Origin of the sequence: Kocuria sp. SM24M-10 (genome assembly GCF_001027955.1) — a bacterium.
Taxonomy (GTDB): Bacteria; Actinomycetota; Actinomycetes; order Actinomycetales; family Micrococcaceae; genus Kocuria; species Kocuria oceani.
Window position 1 is genome coordinate 1 of sequence record NZ_LDNX01000060.1, and the last position, 22,868, is coordinate 22,868.

21 protein-coding genes are annotated in these 22,868 nt (G+C 72.9%); 1 reads left to right on the top strand and 20 read right to left on the bottom strand.

The genetic code is table 11. The features are described from left to right. Window positions 1-36: 36 nt before the first annotated feature. The 13 genes from recA to rpsO form a co-directional block, all read right to left on the bottom strand. Entirely contained in the window at window positions 37-1,146 is a 1,110-nt protein-coding gene (gene recA / locus ABL57_RS07210; RefSeq protein WP_047802785.1) for a recombinase RecA, read from the bottom strand. Between the two features lie 231 nt (window positions 1,147-1,377). After that, window positions 1,378-1,599 (bottom strand): DUF3046 domain-containing protein, encoded by a 222-nt coding sequence (locus ABL57_RS07215; protein ID WP_047802786.1) that lies wholly within the window; start codon window positions 1,597-1,599, stop codon window positions 1,378-1,380. Between the two features lie 208 nt (window positions 1,600-1,807). Then, complete coding sequence (locus ABL57_RS07220) at window positions 1,808-2,239, bottom strand: helix-turn-helix domain-containing protein (RefSeq protein WP_047802787.1); 432 nt, start codon at window positions 2,237-2,239, stop codon at window positions 1,808-1,810. Between the two features lie 164 nt (window positions 2,240-2,403). Next, window positions 2,404-2,898 carry a CinA family protein gene (locus ABL57_RS07225; protein WP_047802788.1) on the bottom strand — a complete coding sequence of 165 codons (495 nt, stop codon included), beginning with the start codon at window positions 2,896-2,898 and terminating at the stop codon, window positions 2,404-2,406. Beyond that, window positions 2,895-3,500: a CDP-diacylglycerol--glycerol-3-phosphate 3-phosphatidyltransferase gene (gene pgsA, locus ABL57_RS07230; RefSeq protein WP_047802789.1), complete on the bottom strand. Its 606-nt coding sequence runs from the start codon at window positions 3,498-3,500 to the stop codon at window positions 2,895-2,897. The genes ABL57_RS07225 and pgsA overlap by 4 nt, the downstream gene beginning before the upstream one ends. A 36-nt stretch (window positions 3,501-3,536) precedes the next feature. Continuing rightward, window positions 3,537-6,527, bottom strand: coding sequence for a DNA translocase FtsK (locus tag ABL57_RS07235; protein WP_047802790.1), 2,991 nt, complete (start codon window positions 6,525-6,527; stop codon window positions 3,537-3,539). A 65-nt stretch (window positions 6,528-6,592) separates the two neighbouring features. After that, window positions 6,593-8,284, bottom strand: a complete 1,692-nt coding sequence (locus tag ABL57_RS07240; protein ID WP_047802791.1) for a ribonuclease J — start codon at window positions 8,282-8,284, stop codon at window positions 6,593-6,595. A gap of 12 nt (window positions 8,285-8,296) precedes the next feature. Next, entirely contained in the window at window positions 8,297-9,241 is a 945-nt protein-coding gene (gene dapA / locus ABL57_RS07245; protein ID WP_047802792.1) for a 4-hydroxy-tetrahydrodipicolinate synthase, read from the bottom strand. 88 nt (window positions 9,242-9,329) lie between these two features. Beyond that, window positions 9,330-9,962 carry a hypothetical protein gene (locus ABL57_RS07250; RefSeq protein WP_238986003.1) on the bottom strand — a complete coding sequence of 211 codons (633 nt, stop codon included), beginning with the start codon at window positions 9,960-9,962 and terminating at the stop codon, window positions 9,330-9,332. 4 nt (window positions 9,963-9,966) lie between these two features. After that, complete coding sequence (gene dapB, locus ABL57_RS07255) at window positions 9,967-10,770, bottom strand: 4-hydroxy-tetrahydrodipicolinate reductase (RefSeq protein ID WP_047802793.1); 804 nt, start codon at window positions 10,768-10,770, stop codon at window positions 9,967-9,969. A gap of 41 nt (window positions 10,771-10,811) precedes the next feature. Continuing rightward, window positions 10,812-12,236: a pitrilysin family protein gene (locus tag ABL57_RS07260; protein WP_053004812.1), complete on the bottom strand. Its 1,425-nt coding sequence runs from the start codon at window positions 12,234-12,236 to the stop codon at window positions 10,812-10,814. A gap of 54 nt (window positions 12,237-12,290) precedes the next feature. Beyond that, the gene (locus ABL57_RS07265) at window positions 12,291-14,555 is read right to left on the bottom strand and encodes a polyribonucleotide nucleotidyltransferase (protein WP_047802794.1); all 2,265 of its coding nucleotides are present in this window, start codon (window positions 14,553-14,555) and stop codon (window positions 12,291-12,293) included. Between the two features lie 258 nt (window positions 14,556-14,813). Continuing rightward, window positions 14,814-15,083, bottom strand: coding sequence for a 30S ribosomal protein S15 (rpsO, locus tag ABL57_RS07270; RefSeq protein ID WP_047802795.1), 270 nt, complete (start codon window positions 15,081-15,083; stop codon window positions 14,814-14,816). Between the two features lie 253 nt (window positions 15,084-15,336). Between rpsO and ABL57_RS07275 the strand changes: the two genes are divergently transcribed. Further along, entirely contained in the window at window positions 15,337-16,206 is an 870-nt protein-coding gene (locus ABL57_RS07275; RefSeq protein ID WP_238986004.1) for an aldo/keto reductase, read from the top strand. An 18-nt stretch (window positions 16,207-16,224) separates the two neighbouring features. Here the strand turns inward: ABL57_RS07275 and ABL57_RS07280 are convergent, their stop codons facing one another. From ABL57_RS07280 to infB, 7 genes are all read right to left on the bottom strand, one after another. Beyond that, the gene (locus ABL57_RS07280; RefSeq protein ID WP_047802796.1) at window positions 16,225-17,214 is read right to left on the bottom strand and encodes a bifunctional riboflavin kinase/FAD synthetase; all 990 of its coding nucleotides are present in this window, start codon (window positions 17,212-17,214) and stop codon (window positions 16,225-16,227) included. Window positions 17,215-17,269: 55 nt separating this feature from the next. Next, the gene (locus ABL57_RS07285; protein ID WP_047802797.1) at window positions 17,270-17,884 is read right to left on the bottom strand and encodes a GNAT family N-acetyltransferase; all 615 of its coding nucleotides are present in this window, start codon (window positions 17,882-17,884) and stop codon (window positions 17,270-17,272) included. Window positions 17,885-17,996: 112 nt separating this feature from the next. Further along, the gene (locus tag ABL57_RS07290) at window positions 17,997-18,476 is read right to left on the bottom strand and encodes a hypothetical protein (RefSeq protein WP_047802798.1); all 480 of its coding nucleotides are present in this window, start codon (window positions 18,474-18,476) and stop codon (window positions 17,997-17,999) included. Between the two features lie 43 nt (window positions 18,477-18,519). Then, a complete protein-coding gene (locus ABL57_RS07295) occupies window positions 18,520-18,891 on the bottom strand; it encodes a hypothetical protein (protein ID WP_047802799.1) in 372 nt (123 codons plus the stop codon). Continuing rightward, window positions 18,891-19,940 carry a tRNA pseudouridine(55) synthase TruB gene (gene truB / locus ABL57_RS07300; protein WP_047802800.1) on the bottom strand — a complete coding sequence of 350 codons (1,050 nt, stop codon included), beginning with the start codon at window positions 19,938-19,940 and terminating at the stop codon, window positions 18,891-18,893. Before truB ends, ABL57_RS07295 begins: the two co-directional genes overlap by 1 nt. Window positions 19,941-19,960: 20 nt before the next feature. Beyond that, on the bottom strand, window positions 19,961-20,410 hold the full coding sequence (gene rbfA / locus ABL57_RS07305; protein ID WP_047802801.1) for a 30S ribosome-binding factor RbfA: 450 nt from the start codon (window positions 20,408-20,410) through the stop codon (window positions 19,961-19,963). Window positions 20,411-20,598: 188 nt separating this feature from the next. Beyond that, on the bottom strand, window positions 20,599-22,868 hold a 2,270-nt coding region (gene infB, locus ABL57_RS07310), incomplete at its 5' end, for a translation initiation factor IF-2 (protein WP_047802802.1).

A 22,868-nucleotide genomic window follows, 5' to 3' on the forward strand; every position in this document is an offset into this window, starting at 1 on the left:
GCCGGCGTGCGTACGGGCTCTCGGTCACGGACCCGCTCAGAAGGCCGGGCCGCCGATCTCGGAGGGCAGCCCGGCGACCGGCGACTCCTCCTCGACCTCCGCGGCGCTCTCGGGCTCGGCGACGATCCCGAGCTTGACCAGGATCCGGCGCTCGATCTCCTCCGCCAGCTCCGGGTTGTCCTTCAGGAACCGGCGGGCGTTCTCCTTGCCCTGTCCGAGCTGGTCGCCCTCGTAGGTGAACCAGGCCCCGGACTTCTTGACGATGCCGTGCTCCACGCCCATGTCGATGAGCCCGCCCTCGGTGGAGATGCCCTCCCCGTAGAGGATGTCGAACTCGGCCTGCTTGAAGGGCGGGGCCATCTTGTTCTTGACGATCTTGGCGCGGGTGCGGTTGCCCACCGGGTTCGCCCCGTCCTTGAGCGTCTCGATGCGGCGCACGTCCACGCGCACCGAGGCGTAGAACTTCAGCGCCTTGCCACCGGTGGTGGTCTCGGGGCTGCCGAAGAACACGCCGATCTTCTCGCGCAGCTGGTTGATGAAGATCGCGGTGGTGTTCGAGTGCGAGAGCCGCCCGGTGATCTTGCGCAGCGCCTGGCTCATCAGCCGTGCCTGCAGACCCACGTGGCTGTCGCCCATCTCGCCCTCGATCTCGGCCTTGGGCACCAGGGCCGCCACCGAGTCGATCACGATGATGTCGATGGACCCGGAGCCCACCAGCATGTCCATGATCTCGAGGGCCTGCTCACCGGTGTCCGGCTGCGAGACGAGCAGGCTGTCGGTGTCCACGCCCAGCTTCTCGGCGTAGGCGGGGTCCAGGGCGTGCTCGGCGTCGATGAAGGCGGCGATCCCGCCGGCCTTCTGCACGTTGGCCACCGCGTGCAGCGCCACGGTGGTCTTGCCGGAGGACTCCGGGCCGTAGATCTCCACGACGCGCCCGCGGGGGAACCCGCCGATGCCCAGCGCGACGTCCATGGCGATGGAGCCGGTGGGGATGGTCTCGATCTTGGTGGCCGGGCGGTCGCCCAGGCGCATCACCGAGCCCTTGCCGTAGTTCTTGTCGATCTGCGCGAGGACGGTCTCGAGAGCCTTCTCGCGGTCGCTGCCGAACTGCTGGTCGGCGCTCTGTTTGTTGCCCTTGGCTGCCATGGTTCACCTCGTGGTCGGGGGGTTCCGCCGGTGCGGCCGGAACCGTTCGTGCTGGTCGTTTCGTGTTCCACGGTATCGCCGCGGTCGGACACCCTAAGGCCTCCGCACCGGGCCTGGGGACGCCCACCGGCCGGCGGCCCGGGCGGGAGCGGGTTGTGCAGTCCACGCTGCGGTGTCGAATATACCTTCGAACCTTCCCGAGGTCCACGGGCGCGCCGGGACCGGGGCCGGTCAGCTCCGCGGGGGCCGGTCCGCGCCCCACCAGCGCGACTCCGGCACGTCCTGCGCCCGGCACAGGGCGAACCACACGGTGCGGGGGTCCACCCCGTCCTCGATGGCCTCCGCGGCCGTGCGGTGACCGAGCTCCCCGAGCACCAGGTCCCGGGCCAGGACCTTGCTGTAGCCCGCTCCGAACTCGTCGGCCATCAGCTCCCAGAAGCTGCTGAGCCTCATGCGCGTCCTCCTCGGTGGTGCTGCGGCCTGCTGGTCCGCGGTGCGTGGTCCGTGTCGTGCCCCGTCGTCGTGCGATGTCCCCGATGCCCGGGGTCCGTCGCGGTGCTGCCGGCAGGGCGGCCGGGCGGGCACGTGCCGGAGGGCCCGGCGGTCCTCGGACCGACGAGCCCTCCGGGACGTCGTGGTGGGCGGGATGCCGCCCGGGTGCTCAGCGGGCGCCGGCCGCGGCGGCCTCGCCGCCGTTGACGCGCCCGAACTCCCGCGAGTACTGCTCGGTCAGGTCGCTGGGCACCGTGTCCGGGACCAGGAGGCCCTCGGCGTAGGCCAGCCGGTCCGCGACCTCGCGCAGCATCTGGGACATCGGGATGTCGAGGGCGGTGCAGATCGAGGCGAGCAGCTCCGAGGAGGCCTCCTTCTGCCCGCGCTCCACCTCGCTCAGGTAGCCGAGAGAGACGCGGGCGCTGTGCGAGACCTCCCGGAGGGTGCGCCCCTGACGCTGACGGACGTTGCGGAGAACCTCACCGATCTCCTGGCGGAGTACACCCATCTTCATGTCCTTCGTCTCGGTACCGCTGTGCTCGTCCAGGCCCACGTCCTTCCAACGGACGACACCATTGACGGACACGGGTTGCTTCGTCATGTGAATCGCTTGTCTCCTCATGTGTGCGGCAGTGTCACCGCCTGCTGCGGACGGTGTCCCCGGCGCCGGCCGGTCGACATCTTGACTTCGAACGGCTCAACTCGAGCCTGCGATCATTGCTAACCACGCTGACGGTTCCATTCTTCCCCGCCGACCGCACTTTTTCACTGGGAGTTGTCTGGGAGCAGGATGGCGGCGGTGAGCCGCTCCAGGGCCGCGGCGACGGTGGCCGCCCGGATGGCCGCGCGGTCGCCCGCGGCCTGCAGCTCCAGTGCGGTCGCGCCCCGGGGGCCGGCCAGGCCGAGGTAGACCGTGCCGACCGGCCGGCCGTCGTGCGGATCCGGGCCGGCGACGCCGGTGGTGGCCACGGCCCAGTCCGTGCCCAGCACCCGGCGGGCGCCCTCGGCCATGGCCGCCGCGACGTCGGGGTCCACGGAGCCGCGCTCGGCCAGCAGCGCCGCCGGGACGCCGAGGACCTCGGTCTTGACCCTGTTGGAGTAGGACACGACCGCGCCCTCGAAGCAGCCCGAGGCCCCGGGGACGTCGACCACCGCGGCGGCCAGCGCGCCCCCGGTCAGGGACTCGGCGGTGCCGATGGTCAGGCCCCGCCGGACGGCCGCCTCGACGAGCGCGCCGGCGGCCGGCGCCGCGCCGCTCACGCCGGGTTCCGCCCGGCCGGCGAGCGGCGGCGCAGCTGCACGGCCTTGACCACGTAGTCCACGCCGGTCACCACGGTGACCACCAGCGCGGCGCCCATGACGGTCCAGCCCAGCCACGGCCACCAGGCACCCACCAGCGGCGCCAGGGGCAGGAGCAGCAGCAGCAGCGCGACGGTCTGCAGGACGGTCTTGAGCTTCCCGCCCTTGGATGCGGCCATCACCCCGTAGCGGATCACGACGAAGCGCAGGACCGTGATGCCCCACTCGCGCACGAGGATCACCACGGTGACCCACCACCACAGCTCCCCCAGCATCGAGAGCACCACGAAGGCGGCCCCGGTCAGCAGCTTGTCCGCGATCGGATCGGCGATCTTGCCGAAGCTCGTGATCAGCCCGCGGGCCCGGGCGATGTCACCGTCGAGCTTGTCGGTGTACATGGCCACGGCGAACACCGCGAGGGCGGCCCACCGCATGGCCGCGGAGTCCTCCCCCTGGGTGCCGCCCGCCCACAGGAACCAGACGAAGAAGGGCACCAGCACGATGCGCAGGGCGGTGAGCGCATTGGGCAGGTTGAGGTTGGAGGCCGGGTCCGCGGGGCTCATCGGGTGCTCGCTTCCTGGTGGTGGTGGTCGGTCGGCTCAGCGGCCGGTGAGCTGCCAGGCGTCCTCGGAGCCCTCGGGGTCCTCGGCGCCGTCGTGGTGGTCGACCGCGGTGGCCGCCAGCGAGGCCTCGACCGGGTCCTCCCCGTAGTCGACGGATCCGCCGGTCCCGCCGGCCGGCGCCGGCGGCTCCTCGCCGCGGAGCACGGCCAGGGTCGCGGCGAGGTCGTCCGGCTTGACGAGCACGTCCCGGGCCTTGGAGCCCTCGGAGGGTCCGACGACGCCCCGGGACTCCAGCAGGTCCATGAGCCGGCCGGCCTTGGCGAAGCCCACCCGCAGCTTGCGCTGCAGCATGGAGGTGGAGCCGAACTGCGTGGTCACCACGAGCTCGGTGGCCTGCAGGAGCACGTCGAGGTCGTCCCCGATGTCCTCGTCGATGGCCTTCTTGGGGGCCTCCTGGACGACGTCCTCCCGGTAGTGGGCCTTCATCTGGCCCTTGACGTGGTCCACGACCTCGTGGATCTCCGACTCCGAGACCCACGCACCCTGCACGCGCATGGGCTTGGAGGCGCCCATGGGCAGGAAGAGGGCGTCGCCCTGGCCGATGAGCTTCTCGGCGCCGGGCTGGTCCAGCACCACCCGGGAGTCGGTGACCGAGGAGGTGGCGAACGCCATCCGGGAGGGCACGTTGGCCTTGATCAGTCCGGTGACCACGTCCACGGAGGGCCGCTGGGTCGCGAGGACCAGGTGGATCCCGGCCGCGCGGGCGAGCTGGGTGATCCGCACGATCGCGTCCTCGACGTCGCGCGGGGCGACCATCATGAGGTCGGCGAGCTCGTCCACGATCACGAGCAGGTACGGATAGGGCCGGATCACCCGCTTGGAGCCGGGCTCGGGCTGGACCTTGCCGTTGCGCACGGCCTTGTTGAAGTCGTCGACGTGCTTGTAGCCGTAGTGGGAGAGGTCGTCGTAGCGGGCGTCCATCTCGCGCACGACCCACTGCAGCGCCTCGGCGGCCTTCTTGGGGTTGGTGATGATGGGGGTGATCAGGTGCGGGACGCCCTCGTAGGCGGTCAGCTCGACGCGCTTGGGGTCGACCATGACCATCCGCACCTCGTCGGGGGTGGCGCGCATCAGCAGGGAGACGATCATCGAGTTCACGAAGCTCGACTTGCCCGCGCCGGTGGCGCCGGCCACGAGCAGGTGCGGCATCTTCGCGAGGTTGGCCACCACGTAGCCGCCCTCCACGTCCTTGCCCACGCCCATGACCATGGGGTGCTCGGTCTTGCGGGCGTTGTGCGAGCGCAGGACGTCGCCGAGGGACACCGTCTCGCGGTCGGTGTTGGGGATCTCGATCCCGATCGCGGAGCGGCCCGGGATCGGGGAGAGGATGCGCACGTCGGCGGAGGCCACCGCGTAGGCGATGTTCTTCGACAGCGCCGTGACCCGCTCCACCTTCGTGCCGGAGCCGAGCTCGATCTCGTACCGGGTGACGGTGGGCCCGCGGGAGAAGCCCGTGACCACGGCGTCGACGTTGAACTGCTCCAGGACGCTGGTCAGGGCGGCGACCACGGCGTCGTTGGCCTCGGAGCGCTCCTTGGGCGGCGGGCCCTGCACGAGCGCCCCGGGCGTGGGCAGGGAGTAGGCGATGTCCCCCTCGAGCTTGAGCTGCTCCGCCCGGGCCGGGATGGGGGCCTCGGGGGTGTGCGTGCGGGCGGTGACGGAGGTCGAGCCCGCCGGGGCGGGCTCGACGTCCTCGAGCGCCGGGGAGCCGGAGCCGGCGGCCGTGTCCGCGGCCGGCTCGAGGCCCTGCTCCCGGCGCAGCCTCGTGGCGGCGAGCTGCTCCTGGGTGGGACGCTTCTGCCCCGGGCGCGGGCCGGCCGCCGGCTGCGGCGCCTGCTCGGCGGGGGCCGGTGCCCCGGCCGGTTCCGCGGCGTCGGCGGCCCCTGCGGCGGCGGCCTTCCGCCGGGCGGCGCGGGCGGAGTCGACGTCGAAGACGCGGGTGGGGGCGTCTCCCCCGGACCGCTCCTGGTCGACGACGGCCCGTTCGAAGGCCTCGTCACCGCGGTAGCCGTCGAGGGCGCGCCGCTCGGCCTCGGCCTCCTTGCGCTCGCGGCGCTTCTGCCGCCGGGTCTTGCCGGCCTCGGCGCGCGCGTGGTGCTCGTCCAGGTAGGAGCGGTCGTGGTCCGCGGAGGACAGGTCGGTCGCGGAGACGGGCCCGTCCTGGCCCATCAGCCGCCAGTAGCCCTGCTTGAGCCGGGGTCCGATGAGGTTCACGGGGGTGGCGGTGATCACGAGCACGGACAGGAACAGGACGGCGACGAACACCGCCCCGGCCCCCACCGGGGTGACGAGGGCGCTGAGCGGGTCGGCGGCGAGGAACCCGACGGTGCCCCCGGCGGTGCCCAGGGCCCCGGGGCCGTCGCTCATCGAGGGGCGGCCCAGGAACAGGTGGGCCAGGCCCGAGCCGGCCACCACCGCGGCGCCCAGGCCGATGGCGATCCGGTTGTTGGCGGAGGTCTCCTCGGGATGCCGGAAGCGGCGCAGGGCGAAGCCGGCGAGGGGCAGGGGCAGGACCAGGGCCATCCAGCCGAAGGTGCCGGCGAGCACCTGGTGGACCACGGCGGCGGGCACGGCGATCCAGGCGGCCGGGGCGGCGGGCAGGTTCCACCACTCGACGGCGGCGCTGAGCAGCCCGAGCAGCAGCAGGAAGAGCGCCCCGCCGTCCCGCAGCCGCTCGGCGGGCACGTCGGTGCGCAGGGTGCCCATCCGGCGCACCGCGCCGCCGACCACGTGGGCGACGGCCGTCCAGGCGCCCCCGATCACGCGGGCGCACCACAGCAGGGCGGCGCCGAGGGCGTGCAGCGCCCCCGGCGAGCTGTCGGCTGGGCGCGCGGAGGAGCCCCGCGCCGCGGTGGCGGGGCGGGAGGAGCTTTTCCGGCTGGTTCCCGACGACCGCGCGGAAGACGTGCTGTTCTTGCCACGCGACGTCGAGGCGCCCTTGCGGGCAGGGGAAGTACGAGTCGCCATGCTCCCAGGGTAGACCACGGCCTCCCCCCGCCCGCGGTGCCGCACGGGCGGAGGAGGTGGGGTGGTCAGGCCTCGATGACCACCGGGACGATCATGGGCTTGCGGCGCAGCTTGCGGCTGACCCAGGAGCCGATCGTGCGGCGCACCACCTGCTGGAGCTGCTGGGTGGTGTGGTTCTTGCCCGAGTGGTTGATCGCGTCCTCGAGGGCGGCGGTGATCTTCGGCTTGATGTCCTCGAAGACCTGGTCGTCCTCGGCCACGCCCCGGGCGTGCACGTCGGGGCCGGAGACCACCTTGCCGGTGTCCCGGTTGACCACGGTGATCACCGAGATGAAGCCCTCCTCGGCCAGCACCAGGCGGTCCTTGAGGTCGGCGTCGGTGATGGTGCCCACGGAGGAGCCGTCCACGTAGACGTCCCCGCACTCCACCTGCCCGGTGATCCGGACCTGGCCGGCGGTCATGTCCACCACGGTGCCGTTCTCGGCCAGCAGCACGTGGTCGGTCGGGACGCCCGTCTCCTCGGCGAGCTTGCCGTTGGCGATGAGGTGACGGACCTCGCCGTGCACCGGCATGACGTACTCGGGCTCGATGATGTTGTAGCAGTACAGCAGCTCCCCGGCGGCGGCGTGCCCGGAGACGTGGACCTTGGCGTTGCTCTTGTGCACGACGTTCGCGCCCAGGCGCATGAGCCCGTTGATGATCCGGAACACGGAGTTCTCGTTGCCCGGGATCAGGGAGGACGCGAGGATCACGGTGTCCCCCTCGGTGAGCTGGACCTTGTGGTCCCCGTTGGCCATCCGCGACAGCGCGGCCATCGGCTCGCCCTGCGAGCCGGTGCACATGATGACCAGCTGGGAGTCGGCGTGGTCCTCGATCTTCTTCTGGTCGACCAGGGTGTTCGGCGGGACCTCGAGGTAGCCGAGCTTCTCGGCGATGGTCATGTTGCGGACCATGGAGCGGCCCATGAAGACGACCTTGCGCCCGTGCTCCGCGGCGGCGTCGAGCACCTGCTGCACCCGGTGGACGTGGGAGGAGAAGGACGCCACGACCACGCGCTTGGGGGCCCGGCCGATCACGTCGGCCAGCACCGGGCCGATGTGCTTCTCCGTGGGCGTGAAGCCGGGGACCTCGGCGTTGGTGGAGTCGGTGAGGAACAGGTCCACGCCCTCCTCGCCCAGCCGGGCGAAGTGGCGCAGGTCGGTGATCCGGCCGTCCAGGGGCAGCTGGTCCATCTTGAAGTCGCCGGTGTGCAGCACCGTGCCGGCCCGGGTGCGCAGGAACACGGCCAGCGCATCGGGGATGGAGTGGTTGACGGCGACGAACTCGACCTCGAACTCGCCGAGCCGTTCGACCTGCCCCTCCCGCACCGCCATGGTGTAGGGCTTGATGCGGTGCTCCTGCAGCTTCGCCTCGATGAGCGCGAGCGTGAGCTGGGAGCCGATGACGGGGATGTCCGGCCGGCGCTTGAGCAGGTAGGGCACGGCGCCGATGTGGTCCTCGTGCCCGTGCGTGAGCACCACGGCCACGACGTCGTCGAGCCGGTCGATGATGTAGTTGATGTCCGGGAGGATCAGGTCCACGCCGGGCTGGGTCTCCTCGGGGAAGAGGACCCCGCAGTCGACCACGAGCAGCTGCCCGTTGATCTCGAACACCGTCATGTTTCTGCCGACCTCGCCCAGCCCGCCCAGGGGGACGACGCGCAGCGCGTCCTTGCCGAGGGCGGGGGGAGCGGACAGGTCAGTGTGCCATTGGGTCATGGAACTCTTTCGTCATTCGATGGTGCCGGAGACGATCGAGCCCTCCAGATCCGCGCGGATCAGGGCGGCCTCGGCCTCCGTGGGTGGGACGTGCGGGAGCCGCACGGTGTTGTGCGGCAGCTTGCCCTGCCACATGAGGATCGTCTTGGCCGCCACGGCGCCGGGCGCGCGGGTCATGGTGGCGCGGACCACGGGCTCGAGGTCCAGGTTGAGGCGCTGGGCCGTGCCCAGGTCGCCGGCGCGCACGGCGTCGATGAGCCGGCGGTACTCCGCGGTGGCCACGTGCGTGGTGACGCCCACCAGGCCGGCCGCGCCGAGGGATATCCACGGCAGGGTCAGCCCGTCGTCGCCGGAGTAGTAGAGCAGGTCCGTCTCGGCCAGCACCCGGGTGGCGGCGAGCAGGTCCGCCTTGGCGTCCTTGACGGCCACGATGTTGGGGTGGCCCGCGAGGGAGATCAGGGTCTCGGTGGCGATGGGGATGCCGGAGCGGCCGGGGATGTCGTAGAGCATGATCGGCAGGTCCACGGAGTCGGCGAGGCTGCGGAAGTGCGCCTCGACCCCGGCCTGGGTGGGCTTGTTGTAGTACGGGGTGACGATGAGCAGCCCGTCCATGCCGATCTTCTCGGCCGCCCGGGAGAGGTAGCGGGAGTGCTCGGTGTCGTTGGAGCCGGTACCGGCCAGCAGCGGCACGCGGGAGCCCACGGCGTCCTTGACCGCGCGGAACACGGAGAGGTTCTCCTCGTCCGTCATGGTCGAGTACTCGCCCGTGGTGCCGCAGACCACCAGGCCGTCGCAGCCGTCGTCGACGAGCCGCGACGCCACGGCCGCGGTGCCCTCCAGGTCCACGGAGCCGTCCTCGGCGAAGACGGTGATCATCGCGGTGAGCAGCGTCCCGAACAGGGGCTTGTCCGGGGTGGTGGGGCGGTCGGCGGAGGAGGACGTGGCGAAGTCAGTCATGGGCCCCAGGCTACCGTCTCCGCGCCGGGGCCGCGCCGGGGCGGGCGGTCCCGGGGCCGCCGAGGGGGCAGGTCGCGACGGCCACGGCTCAGTCCCGGCCCTCACCGGCCGGTCCGGCGGCCTCCACGTTGCGGGCCGGGCGCCCCTGGGACAGGGCCACGGCGTCGCGCATCGCGGAGCGGGCGCGGCGGCGGTCCCCGGCGTCGGCGTAGGCCAGGGAGAGCCGGTACCAGTTGCGCCAGTCCCCGGGGTCCTCCTCGGTCTGGGCCCGGCGGACGTGGAACCGCTCGTCGGCGGCCGCGCGCACGATCCGCCCGCCCGGAGTGCGCGGCAGGTCGTCCGCGGGCAGCCCGCCCTCCGCCTCCAGGGTGCGGCCGAGCTGCTCGGTGCGGACGCCGAAGAGGACCTCGCGCACCAGCGCCCACACGCCCACGGCCGGCAGCACCAGCAGGGCGAGGCCGAAGGCCTTGGGGATCCAGCCCTCGGTGCCCATCAGCAGGACCGCGCGGTGCAGGCTCAGGACGAGGTAGACGACGAGCAGGGCGGTCATGGCCGCGGCCAGCGCCTTCGCCCGGCTCGTGGACTCCAGCAGCGTGAAGACCCCGGCGAAGACGAGCACCGCGAGGATCCACAGCTTCGAGCCGTCCGGGATCGGCAACAGCCACAGGGTCACGGCGCCCGCCGCGAGCAGCACCCAGCCCCAGACGCGCATCGAGCTCATCGGGTCACAGCTCCAGGTCGAGGTAGCCCTCGAGGCCGTGCGTGAGCCCCGGGTGGGAGCCGACCTCGCGCACGCCGAGGACCACGCCGGTCATGAAGGAGATCCGGTCGAAGGAGTCGTGCCGGATGGTGAGCTGCTCCCCGACGCCGCCGAGCAGCGTCTCCTGGTGGGCCACCAGTCCGCGCAGGCGCACGGAGTGCACCCGGACGTCGTCGACGAGCGCCCCGCGCGCGCCGGCCGGGTCGTGCTCGGTGGCGTCGGGCGACGGCGCCGTCCCGGCGGCCCGCCGGGCCTCGCCGACGAGGGCCGCGGTGCGCGCGGCGGTGCCGGAGGGGGCGTCGACCTTGTCCGGGTGGTGCAGCTCCACGATCTCCACCGACTCGAAGAACCGGGCGGCCTGGGCGGAGAAGCGCATCGCCAGCACCGCCCCGACCGAGAAGTTGGGGGCGATCAGCACGCCCACCCCGGGGTGCTCGGCCAGGAGCACCCCGAGCCGGTCCAGCCGCTCGGCGTCCCAGCCGGTCGTGCCGACCACGCAGTGCATGCCGTGCTCCACGGCGAAGCGGACGTTGGTCTCCGTGGCGGAGGGGACGGTGAGGTCGACCACGACCTCGGCGCCGGCGGCGACCAGGGCCTGCAGGGAGTCCTCCCGGCCGAGCTCGGCGACGAGCTGCAGGCCGTCGGCGCGGCGCACCGCCTGGACGGCCTCGCTGCCCATCCGGCCGCGGGCGCCGAGGACGGCGACCCGGAGCTCGGCGGGGACGGACGCCGCGGCGTCGGTGGTCTCGGGGGCGGTGCTCTCGGTCATGGCTCCAACTCTAGGCGACGAGGGGTGGGCGGGGACGGCGGTCAGCGGCGGGAGGGCGCCACGATGGTGGTGACGACGGGGCCCTCGGCCAGCCAGCCGGCGAGCTCCCGGACCTGCTCGGGGGTCACCGAGCGCACCCGGTCCAGCGACTCGTCGATGTCGAGGAACTCCCCCGACTTTAGTTCCGCCGAGCCCAGCCGCGACATCCGCGAGCCGGTGTCCTCCAGGGCGAGCACGGTGCCGCCGCCGAGCTGGCCGACGACCTTGCGCAGCTCGTCGGCGCCGATCCCGTCCGCGGCGAGGGTCTCGAGCCCTCCGGTCATCAGCGCCACGACCTCGTCGGTGCGCGCCGGCAGGCACCCGGCGTACATCCCGAAGTAGCCCGCGTCCGAGTACGCCCCGGAGAAGGAGAAGGTGCTGTAGGCCAGCCCGCGCTTCTCCCGGATCTCCTGGAACAGGCGGGAGGACATCCCGCCGCCCAGCGCGGCGTTGAGCACGGTCATCGCGAAGCGGCGCTCGTCGCCGGCCACGATCCCGGGCCGGCCCACGAGCACGTTGGTCTGCTCCACGGGCCGCTCCAGGAAGTGCTCGCCCCACTCGGGGGCCAGCGGGGCGGGGGTGCGCACGCGCCGGGCGACCGGGGCGGCGGGTGCGGACGGGTCCCAGCCCGCGCGGCCGAGGGCCTCCGCGACGAGGGCCACCACCACGTCGTGCTCCAGCCCGCCCGCGGCCGTGACCACGAGGCCCTCGGGCCGGTAGTGCCGCCGGTAGTGCTCGAGCACCGCGTCGCGGGGCACGGCCAGGATCTCCTCCGGCGTGCCGCCGATGGGACGGCCCAGCGGATGGTCGCCCAGCACCCGCTGGGTGAACTCCTCGAAGGCGACGTCCTCGGGGTCGTCCTTGTCCATGGCCAGCTCCTCGAGGATCACCCCCCGCTCCCGTTCGAGCTCCTCCGGGTCGAGGACGGCCGAGGTGACCATGTCGGTGATCACGTCGATGGACATCGGCAGGTCCTCGGCGAGCACCCGGGCGTAGTAGCAGGTGTGCTCCTTGGCCGTGGCCGCGTTGGACTCCCCGCCCACCTCGTCGAAGGCCTCGGCGATCTGCAGCGCGGAGCGTCGGGTGGTGCCCTTGAACAGCAGGTGCTCCAGGAAGTGGGTGGAGCCCAGCCGCCCGGGCTGCTCGTCGCGGGAGCCGACGCCCACCCAGAAGCCGACGGTCACGGCGCGCTGGGCCGGCATCCGCTCGGTGAGCACGCGGGTGCCGCACGGCAGCACGGTGCGCCGCACCACGTTGCCGCCCTCGCCCTCGTGCAGGGTGTGCGTGAACCCCCCGGCCGCGGCGGTCAGCGCCCCGGCGGTGGTGGTCGGTGAACTGCTCAGGACCGCCGAGAGGCGGGCGCCCGGTCCCGGGGTGGTCCCCGGGCCGCGGTCGCCCGCCTCCAGCGGCAGATCGACTGCCGTCATCCAGATGTGCTGCTTTCTGTGCTCGTGCTCTGCTGCGCGCGGGAGTGTCCCGGCTCAGACCTCGGAGGCCGCGTCGTCCTCGGCGAAGACGTTGGGCTCCTCGGCGACCACCGGGGCCAGCGACAGCTTGCCGCGGTCGTCGACCTTGGTGATCTCCACCTGGACCTTCTGGCCCACGCCGAGTACGTCCTCGACGTCGGTGACGCGCTTGCCCTCGTTGAGCTTGCGCAGCTCCGAGATGTGCAGCAGGCCGTCCTTGCCGGGGGTCAGGGAGACGAAGGCGCCGAAGGTCGTGGTCTTCACCACGGTGCCCAGGTAGCGCTCGCCGACCTCGGGGACCTGCGGGTTGGCGATCGCGTTGATCGCCGCGCGGGCCGCCTCGGCCGAAGGGCCGTCGGTGGCGCCGATGTAGACGGTGCCGTCGTCCTCGATCGAGATGTCGGTGCCGGTGTCCTCCTGGATCTGGTTGATCATCTTGCCCTTGGGGCCGATGACCTCGCCGATCTTGGAGACGGGCACCGTCACGGAGATCACGCGCGGGGCGAACTCGCTCATCTCGTCCGGCTGGTCGATGGCGGCGTTGAGCACCCCGAGGATGTGCAGGCGGGCCTCGCGGGCCTGGGTGAGGGCCGCGTCCAGGACGGAGGAGGGGATGCCGTCCAGCTTCGTGTCGAGCTGGATCGCGGTGACGAACTCGGCGGTGCCGGCGACCTTGAAGTCCATGTCGCCCAGCGCGTCCTCGGCGCCCAGGATGTCGGTCAGCGCGGCGTAGCGGGTCTCCCCGTCCACCTCGTCCGAGACCAGGCCCATGGCGATGCCGGCCACCGGGGCGCGCAGCGGCACGCCGGCGTTGAGCAGCGACAGGGTCGAGGCGCACACGGAGCCCATCGACGTGGAGCCGTTGGAGCCCAGCGCCTCCGAGACCTGGCGGATGGCGTAGGGGAACTCCTCGCGGGAGGGCAGCACCGGGGTGATGGCCCGCTCGGCCAGCGCGCCGTGGCCGATCTCGCGGCGCTTCGGGGAGCCCACGCGGCCGGTCTCACCGGTGGAGTACGGCGGGAAGTTGTAGTGGTGCACGTAGCGCTTGTGCTTGACCGGGGACAGCGAGTCGATCTGCTGCTCCATCTTGAGCATGTTCAGCGTGGTGACGCCCATGATCTGGGTCTCCCCGCGCTCGAAGATCGCCGAGCCGTGGACCCGGGGCAGGACCTCGACCTCGGCGGTGAGCTGGCGGATGTCCGTCAGGCCGCGGCCGTCGATGCGCACCTGCTCGGTGAGGATCCGCTGGCGCACGGTCTGCTTGGTCAGGGCCTGGTAGGCGCCGTTGACCTCGTCCTTGCGGTCCGCGAAGGGCTTGCCCTCCCCGGTCAGCTCCGCGAGGGTCGACTGGTGCAGCTCGTCGGTCGCGGCCTCGCGCTCCTGCTTGCCGGCGATCGAGTAGACCTCGGCGAGCCGGGTGCCGGCGGTGGCCGCCACGGCCTCCTTGACGTCGTCGCCGAAGCCGCCGAAGCGCGGCAGCTCCATGGCGGGCTTGCCGGCGCGGGCCTTGAGGTCGGCCTGGGCGTCGCACAGGGCCTTGATGGCGGGCTTGGCGGCCTCGAGGCCCTGGGCCACGAGCTCCTCGGTGGGGGCCGCGGCGCCGTTGCTCTTGATCAGGTTCCAGGAGTTGTCGGTGGCCTCGGCCTCGACCATCATGATCGCGACGTCCTCGGTGCCGTCCTTGCCGGTGACGACCCGGCCGGCCACGGCCATGTCGAACACGGCGTTCTCGAGCTGGGAGTGCTTCGGGAAGGCCACCCACTGGTGCTGGCCGTTCTCCCCGGCCATGAGAGCCATGCGCACGCCGCCGACCGGGCCCTGGAAGGGCATGCCGGACAGGGTCGTGGACATCGACGCGGCGTTGATCGCCACGGTGTTGTAAATCTCGTCCGGGTTGATGGACAGGATCGTCACGACGACCTGGACCTCGTTGCGGATGCCCTTGCCGAAGGCCGGGCGCAGCGGGCGGTCGATGAGCCGGCAGGTGAGGATCGCGTCCGTGGAGGGGCGGCCCTCGCGGCGGAAGAACGAGCCGGGGATGCGCCCGGCGGCGTACATGCGCTCCTCGACGTCGACCGTCAGGGGGAAGAAGTCGAAGCCCTCGCGGGGGGACTTGCCCACCGTGGTGGCGGAGAGCATGGTGGTGTCCTCGTCGATGGAGACGAGGGTGGAGCCGGCGGCCTGCTTGGCGAGGCGGCCGGTCTCGAAGCGCACGACGCGCTTTCCGTAGGAGCCGTTGTCGATGACGGCTTCGGCGTACTGGATCTCGGGACCCTCCAAGGGGTCACCTCCGTTTCGTGTCGGCGGGGCGGCCCGCGCGCCACCCGGTCTTCGATCGAGATCCACGGACCGCCGGGGCCCGCAGGGGCCGTCCGGTTTCCGGAGATCACTACCGAGGACCGCGAATGATCGGCGCGGTGGCCCCGTCTGGGGTTCGGTGGTGCTGCAGTGTGCGGTGGTGCTCACCCGTCCGGGACGGACGGGGGTGGTGCTCGGCGGCGCCCTCCCGGGGGCCGGGGGGACGCCGCCGGGGGCCGACTAGCGGCGCAGGCCGAGGCGCTCGATGAGCGTGCGGTAGCGCGTGATGTCGGTGTCGCGCAGGTAGGTCAGCATGCGACGACGACGACCGACCAGGGCCATCAGGCCGCGGCGGGTGTGGTGGTCGTGCTTGTGCTGCTTCAGGTGCTCCGTCAGATCGGCGATCCGGCGGGTCAGGACCGCGATCTGCACCTCGGGCGAACCGGTGTCGCCCTCGTGGGTGGCGAAGTCCTGGATGATCTGCTGCTTGACGGCGGCGTCGAGTGCCACGTGTAACTCCGTTCGAGTCAGTACCGTGCGGCCCGGTCGGCGGGTTCGCCGCCGGGTCCCGGGAGCTCCCGGGGGTCCGACAACCACGGACTGCAGTCGGACCGCCGCCAAGTCTACCGGACGCGCGCAGATCACCCCAGCGGGGCGGCCCGCGGCGCGCTGGGCTGGGTGCTCCCGGGGCCGTGGGCCAAGATGGGAGGGACACCACGATCAGGGCCCGAGCGCGCTCGGGCACGGAGCACAGGAGCAGCCCGTGAGCAAGGACACCCAGGAGGGCCGGGGCCTCGAGCCCGCCGGCCGCACGCACACCATGCGGGACGGCCGGCGCATCCCCGCGATCGGTCTGGGGACCTACCCCATGGACGACGCCGAGGCGGAGGCGAACGTCGCCGAGGCGCTGATGCGCGGCTACCGGATGGTCGACACGGCCGTGAACTACGGCAACGAGACCGGGGTGGGCCGCGGGGTCGCCGCCTCCGGCGTGCCCCGCGGCGAGCTGTTCCTGACCACGAAGCTGCCGGGCCGGGACCACGGCACCGACGCCGTGCGCCGCTCCCTCGACGGGTCGCTGCGGCGGCTGGGCACCGACCACGTGGACCTCTACCTCATCCACTGGCCGAACCCGTCGGTGGACCGCTACGTGGAGACGTGGCGGACCATGCTGGAGCTGCAGGAGGAGGGCCTGGTCCGCTCGGTGGGGGTGTCCAACTTCACCCCGGCGCACATCCGCCGGCTGGTGGCGGAGACCGGGACGACCCCGGCCGTGAACCAGGTCGAGCTGCACCCGCAGTACCAGCAGGAGCGGCTGCGGGAGTTCCACGAGGAGCACCGCATCGTCACGCAGGCCTGGTCCCCGCTGGGCCGCAAGACGGACGTCCTCCAGCACGAGTGGATCGCGCGGATCGCCCGGCGGACCGGGCGCACCCCGGCGCAGGTCGTGCTGCGCTGGCACCTGCAGTCCCGGACCGTGCCGATCCCGAAGACCTCCGACACCCGGCGGATGGCCGAGAACCTGGACGTCTTCGACTGGGAGCTGGACGAGGAGCAGATGCAGCGGCTGCAGATGCTGCACACCGGGATCAGCGGCTCGGGCTTCGACCCGAACACGCACGAGGAGATGTAGCGCCGGGCCGCCGGGGGCTCAGCCCTCGGCGGCCAGGATCCGCCGGGTGCGGGCCACGTCGTCATCCATCTGTGCCACGAGCTTGTCGACGCCCTCGTAGGCGACCATCCCGCGCAGCCGCTCCACGAACTCGACGACCACGTCCTGGCCGTAGAGGTCGAAGTCCTCGACCCGCTCCGCGGGGCGGTCGATGACGTGGGCCTCCACCTGGCGCGGGACGTTCTCGAACGTGGGGTTGGAGCCCACGGAGATCGCGGTGGGCCAGCGGGTGCCGTGGGCGTCGACCAGCCACCCGGCGTAGACGCCGTCCGCGGGGACGAACCCGGCGGTCTCCGGGGACAGGTTGGCCGTGGGGTAGCCCAGCTCCCGCCCCCGGGCCGCCCCGTGCACCACCTCCCCGCGCACCCGGTGGTTGCGCCCGAGCAGCCGGGCGGCGGCGCGCACGTCCCCGGCCTGCAGGCAGGAGCGGATCCACGTCGACGAGCAGCGGCGCTCCCCCGCCGGGGCGTGCCGGGAGTCCTCGCCGTCCAGCGGGTCGAGCAGGTCGTCGACCACCCGGACCTCGAAGCCGTGGCGCTCCCCCAGCTCCCGCAGCGTGTCGATGTTGCCGGAGTTGCCGCGGCCCAGGCGGGTGTCGGAGCCCACCACCAGGCAGCGGGCGCCGAGCGGCCCGACCAGGGTGCCCAGCACGAACTCCTCGGTGGTCTGCTCGGCGAACTCCAGGGTGTACCGCAGCACGAGCACCGCGTCCGCCCCGGTCTGCTCGAGGGCGTCGAGCTTGTCCTCGGTGCCCATGATCAGCCCGGGCGAGCTGTCGGGCCGGTGCACCTGGGCCGGGTGCGGGTCGAACGTCACCACCACCGAGGCCCAGCCGCGCTCGCGGGCGGAGCTGACGAGCTGGGACATCACCTGCTGGTGGCCCCGGTGGACGCCGTCGAAGTTGCCGAGGGTGACCACCGACGGGCCGAAGCCCGGGGGGACGTCAGAGAGATCTCGCCAGCGGAACACGGTTCTCCTCGCAGGATCGGGACAGGCAGGAACGGGACGGGACGGGGCCGGGGGGTCAGCGCGGGGCGCCGGGCGGGGGCGGGCCGTCCCAGGCGGTGCGGGGGGTGCGGGGGTCGTCGGCCCCGAGGGTGAGGATCCAGGCGTCGACGGAGGCGCCGCGCTGCTCCATGAACCCGTCGATGCGCACCGGCGACCGGAAGCCCAGCTTCCACGCGAGCTTGCGGCTGGCCCAGTTGGGGACCTTCGCCATCCAGTAAGCATAGGTCAGTCCCAGGTGCTCGAAGCCGTGGTCGAGCAGCAGCCGGCAGGCGGCCTCGGCGGCCCCGGTGCCCCGGGCGTGCGGACCGAAGTTGAGCCCGACGTCGGCGGTGGTGCCGCGCAGCGCGTTGAACCCCACGGTCCCGTAGAGGCGGTCGGTCGCGGCATCGGCGGCGGCCCAGTTGTACTCGCGGCCCGCGCGCCAGGCCTCGGGGACGAAGTGCTCGACGTACCAGCGGGCGTCGGACTCCGTGTAGCCCAGCGGCACGGTGGTGAACTCGGCGGCCGCCGGATCGGCGCAGTTGCGGGTCAGCTGCGGGACGTCGCGCTCGTCGAGCCGGCGCAGGACCACGGTCCCGTCGGTGAGGACCGGGACGTCGTAGTCTCCGGCGCCGTCGGGGCGTGTGGGCATGGGCGTGGTCCTTTCGGGAGGGTGCGGCGCGGGGCGCTCCGGCCCGCGCACGAGCCTACCCGCTGCGGGCGCCCGCCCGGCGCGGGGAGGCCGGGCTCCCCCGGCGGCGGGTTCAGGCGCCGGGAACGGCGGCCCGGGGCCGGGAGCGCCACAGCCACGCGAGACCGACCAGGGGCAGGACCAGCGGCACGTAGCCGTAGCCCTGGCCGAAGTGCGACCACACGCTGGCCTTCGGGAACAGCTCGGGGGCGAGCACCGAGAGCAGCCCCACGCCGAGCACCCCGCACAGCTCGACCAGCACGGCCGCCACGGCCACGCGGTGCCAGCGGGCACCGGGCCGGGCGAGGGCCACGGTGGCCAGCACGTACACCGCCGCGGCGAAGGCGGAGAGCAGGTACGGCAGCGGGGCGGCGCCGAAGTCGGTGAGGATCTGGTACAGGGACCGCACCCCGGCCGAGAGCGAGAACACCGCGTAGACCACCACGACCAGACGGCCGAAGCCTGAGGACTTCCGGTCGGCGCGCCCGCCGCCGCGCCGGGGACCGAAACGCTGCTGCAGGCGGGTGCGCCCGGGGTCGGGGTGGTGGGTCATCGGGCGGTCTCCTGGTCGGGCGGGGCGGACGGCGGGCGGGGGCTCACTGGTAGTACCAGATGAAGTTCATGCGGTAGACCATGATCGCCACCACGGGCCCCGCGGCGGCGAGCACGTAGTTGGACCAGGCCGAGCGCTCCACCAGCGACCACACGAAGGTCCCGGCGGGGATGAGCAGCGCGGTCAGCAGGTAGCCCCAGTACTCCAGCGCCGAGCCGGTGGGTGCGGGGCCCACCAGGTGCATGACGACCGAGCCCACCGCGTAGGCCAGGAGGAAGGCCTCCAGCAGCAGCACGGAGCCCTGGGTCCAGTCGTCGGGCCGCAGGCCCCGCAGGGCCTGCACCGCGCACACCAGGAAGGACGCCCCGCCGAGCAGGACCGCGGCCCAGAACCAGCCGTCGTAGCCCCACAGCATCAGCGGTCCCGCCCCCGCTCCGCGGGCGGCCCGGGGGTCTCGGGAAACCGTTCCCCGGGCAGGAACACGAGCACGGGCTTGGCCGTGCGGGCACCGCGCTCGCCCCGGTCGCGGAGCAGGGCGACGAGCCGTCCGTCCGGGGCCAGCCCGGCGGTCACCGCCTCGTTGTCGAGGGGGCCCTCCGCCGGGTCCCCCGCGGACGGCCCGATCCGGCGCCCGTCGGCGAGGTCGCCCGCCTCGGCGGCCGTGAGCCGGCGGACGGGGAAGAGCCCTGCGGCGGCCCGCTCCAGGGTGGTCACGGGCAGGGGGCGGCCCGCGGCGACGTCGGCGGCGAGCTCGTCCAGGGTGGAGGCGTGCTCGAGCGTCAGCGCGCCCACGCGGGTGCGGCGCAGGGCGGTGAGGTGCCCGCCGACCCCCAGGGCCTCGCCGAGGTCCCGCGCCAGGGCGCGCACGTAGGTGCCGGTGCTGCAGGAGACGGTGGCCTCGACGTCGAGGACCGGCCGGCCGGCGTCGTCGTGGGTCCGCGTGATCCGGTGCACGTCGAAGGCGGAGACCGTCACGGGGCGGGCGGCGAGCTCCACGTCCTGCCCGGCGCGCACCTGGGCGTAGGCCCGCCGGCCGTCGACCTTGATGGCGCTGACCTTGGCCGGGACCTGCTGGAGGGCACCGGTGAGCCGGGCGACCGCCGCGGTGACGGCCTCGTCGGTGAGCGCCTCGACGTCGGCGGGCTCGGCCACGGCGACCAGCTCGCCCTCGGCGTCGTCGGTCACCGTCGCCTGTCCCAGCCGCAGGGTGGTCTCGTAGGTCTTGTCCTGGCCGACCACCCAGGTCAGCAGGCGGGTGGCCTTCTCGACGCCCACCACCAGCACCCCGGTGGCCATGGGGTCCAGGGTGCCGGCGTGGCCGACCTTCCGGGTGCCGGCGAGCCGGCGCATCCGGGCGACGACGTCGTGGCTGGTCCAGCCGGCGGGCTTGTCCACGACCACGAGCCCGGACACCGTCGGCAGGGACGGGTCCGGGCTCGGGACGTCGTGCGGGGCGCGGGCCATCGGTCCGGTGCCTGCCGCGCTCAGCGGGACGGGGAGGACTCGTCGTCCTCCTCGGCGGGCCGGCGGTAGGGGTCCTCCCCCGCCGCCCAGGTGGCCGAGGCGGCCTGCGCGGCGACCTCGGCGTCCTTCTCCTTGGCGGCGCGCAGCACCTCCTCCAGGTGGGAGGCGTTCACGGGGATCTCGTCCGGGACGAACGTGAGGGTCGGGGTGAGGCGGGCGGTGATGTTGCGGCCGACCTCGCTGCGCAGGACGCCCTTGGCGGACTCCAGGGCCGCGCGGGTGCTCTCCTGCTCCTCGGCGGTGCCGAAGACCGTGTAGTACAGCGTCGCGTGCTGCAGGTCGTTGGTCACCCGGGCGTCCGTGATGGTCACGAAGCCGAGCCGGGGGTCCTTGACCCGGCGCTCGAGCGCCTGGGCGACGACCACCTTGATCCGGTCGGCGAGTCGGGCGGCGCGTGCTGCGTCAGCCATGGTGGGTGCTCCTCGGTTGTTCGACGGTGCGTCCGTCCGGCAGTGCCGTCGTTCGTCAGTGCTGTCGTTCGGGGGTGCTGCGGTTGGGGTGTGCTGTGGTGCACACGGTGGCGGCGGCACGGACGGGCACCGGGCCCGTCCGTGCCGCCGCGGCGGCCCCGCGCACGGGGCGCGGGGCCGGGGACGGGTCAGGCGCGCGGCTTCTCGCGCATCTCCCACGTCTCGATGAGGTCGCCCTCGCGGATGTCGTTGAAGGAGCCGAGCCCGATACCGCACTCGTAGCCCTCGCGGACCTCGGTCGCGTCGTCCTTGAACCGGCGCAGCGAGTCGATGGTGAGGTTCTCGGCCACGACGCTGCCGTCCCGGACCAGCCGGGCCTTGGAGTTCCGGCGGATGGTGCCCTTGGTGATGTAGGCACCGGCGATGTTGCCCCACTTGGAGGAGCGGTACACCTCGCGGATCTCGGCGGTGCCGAGCTCCACCTCCTCGTACTCCGGCTTGAGCATGCCCTTGAGCGCGCTCTCGACGTCGTCGATGGCGTTGTAGATCACCGAGTAGAACTTCATCTCGACGCCCTCGCGGTCGGCCAGTTCCGTCACGCGCTCGGCGGGGCGGACGTTGAAGCCGATGATGATGGCGTTGTCCACGGTCGCCAGGTTGACGTCGTTCTGGGTGATCGCGCCCACGCCGCGGTGGATGACGCGCAGCTGGACCTCCTCGCCCACGTCGATCTTCAGCAGCGAGTCCTCCAGCGCCTCGACGGCACCGGACACGTCGCCCTTGATGATGAGGTTGAGCGTGTCGATCTTGCCCGCGGCCACGGCCTCGTCGAAGGACTCCAGCGTGATCCGCTTGCGGCGCTTGGCGAGCAGCGCGTTGCGGTCCGCCGCCTGCCGCTTCTCGGCGATCTGGCGCGCGGTGCGCTCCTCCGGGGTGGACAGGAACGTGTCACCGGCGCGGGGCACCGAGTCCAGGCCGAGGACCTGCACCGGCCGCGAGGGACCGGCCTGCTCGACCGACTTGCCGTTCTCGTCGAACATGGCGCGCACGCGGCCGTACGCGGCGCCGGCGACGATCGCGTCGCCGACGCGCAGCGTGCCGGACTGCACGAGCACGGTCGAGACCGCACCGCGGCCCTTGTCCAGGTTCGCCTCGATGGCCACGCCGCGGGCGTCCTTGTTGGGGTTCGCCTGCAGCTCGAGCGCGCCGTCCGCGGTCAGCACGATCGCGTCCAGCAGGTCGTCGATGTTCAGGTCCTGGCGGGCCGAGACGTCGACGAACATGGTGTCGCCGCCGTACTCCTCCGGGACCAGGCCGTACTCGGTGAGCTGACCGCGGATCTTGTCCGGGTTCGCCTCGGGCTTGTCGATCTTGTTGACCGCCACCACGATCGGCACACCGGCGGCCTGGGCGTGGTTGAGCGCCTCGACCGTCTGCGGCATGACGCCGTCGTCCGCGGCGACCACGAGCACGGCGATGTCCGTCACCTGGGCACCACGGGCACGCATGGCGGTGAACGCCTCGTGACCCGGGGTGTCGATGAAGGTGATCTGCCGCTCCTGGCCGTCCACCTCGGTCTCGATCTGGTAGGCGCCGATGTGCTGGGTGATGCCGCCGGCCTCCCCCTCGATCACCTTGGTGTTGCGGATCGCGTCGAGCAGGCGGGTCTTGCCGTGGTCGACGTGGCCCATGACGGTCACGACCGGCGGGCGCGCCTCCAGCACGTCCTCGCCCTCGGCCGCGGCCTCGGCCTCCAGGTCGATGTCGAAGGACTCGAAGAGCTCGCGCTCCTCGTCCTCCGGGGAGACGACCTGGATCTTGTACCCGAGCTCGGCGCCCAGCAGCTGGAAGGTGTCCTCGTCGAGGGACTGCGTCTGGGTGGCCATCTCGCCGAGGTGGATGAGCACTGTGACGAGGGAGGCCGGGTTCGCGTTGATCTTCTCGGCGAAGTCCGTCAGGGACGCGCCGCGGCGCAGGCGCACGACCGTGGTGCCGTCACCGTGGGGCACGGAGACGCCACCGACGGACGGGGCCTTCATCTGCTCGAGCTCCTGGCGCTTCGCCCGCTTCGACTTGCGCTGCTTGCCGCGCGCACCGCCGCGCCCGAAGGCGCCCTGGGTGCCGCCGCGGCCGCCGCGGCCGGGGCCGCCGCCGGGACGGGAGAACCCGCCGCCGCCGCCGGGACCGCCGCGCCGGGGACCGGCTCCGCCGCCGGCCGGCCGCGAGCCGATCGGGGCCACGCCGGAGGTGTGTCCGGGCATCATGTTCGGGCTGGGACGGGCGCCGCCGGGGCGGGGGCCGCCCTGGGGACGGGGTCCGCCCTGGCCCTGCGGACGCGGACCCGCCGCGCCCTGGCCCTGCGGGCGCGGACCGCCCTGGCCCTGGGGACGCGGTCCGCCCTGGCGCTCGGGGCGGCCCGTGCGCATGCCCTGCTGGGCGGCGAACGGGTTGTTGCCCG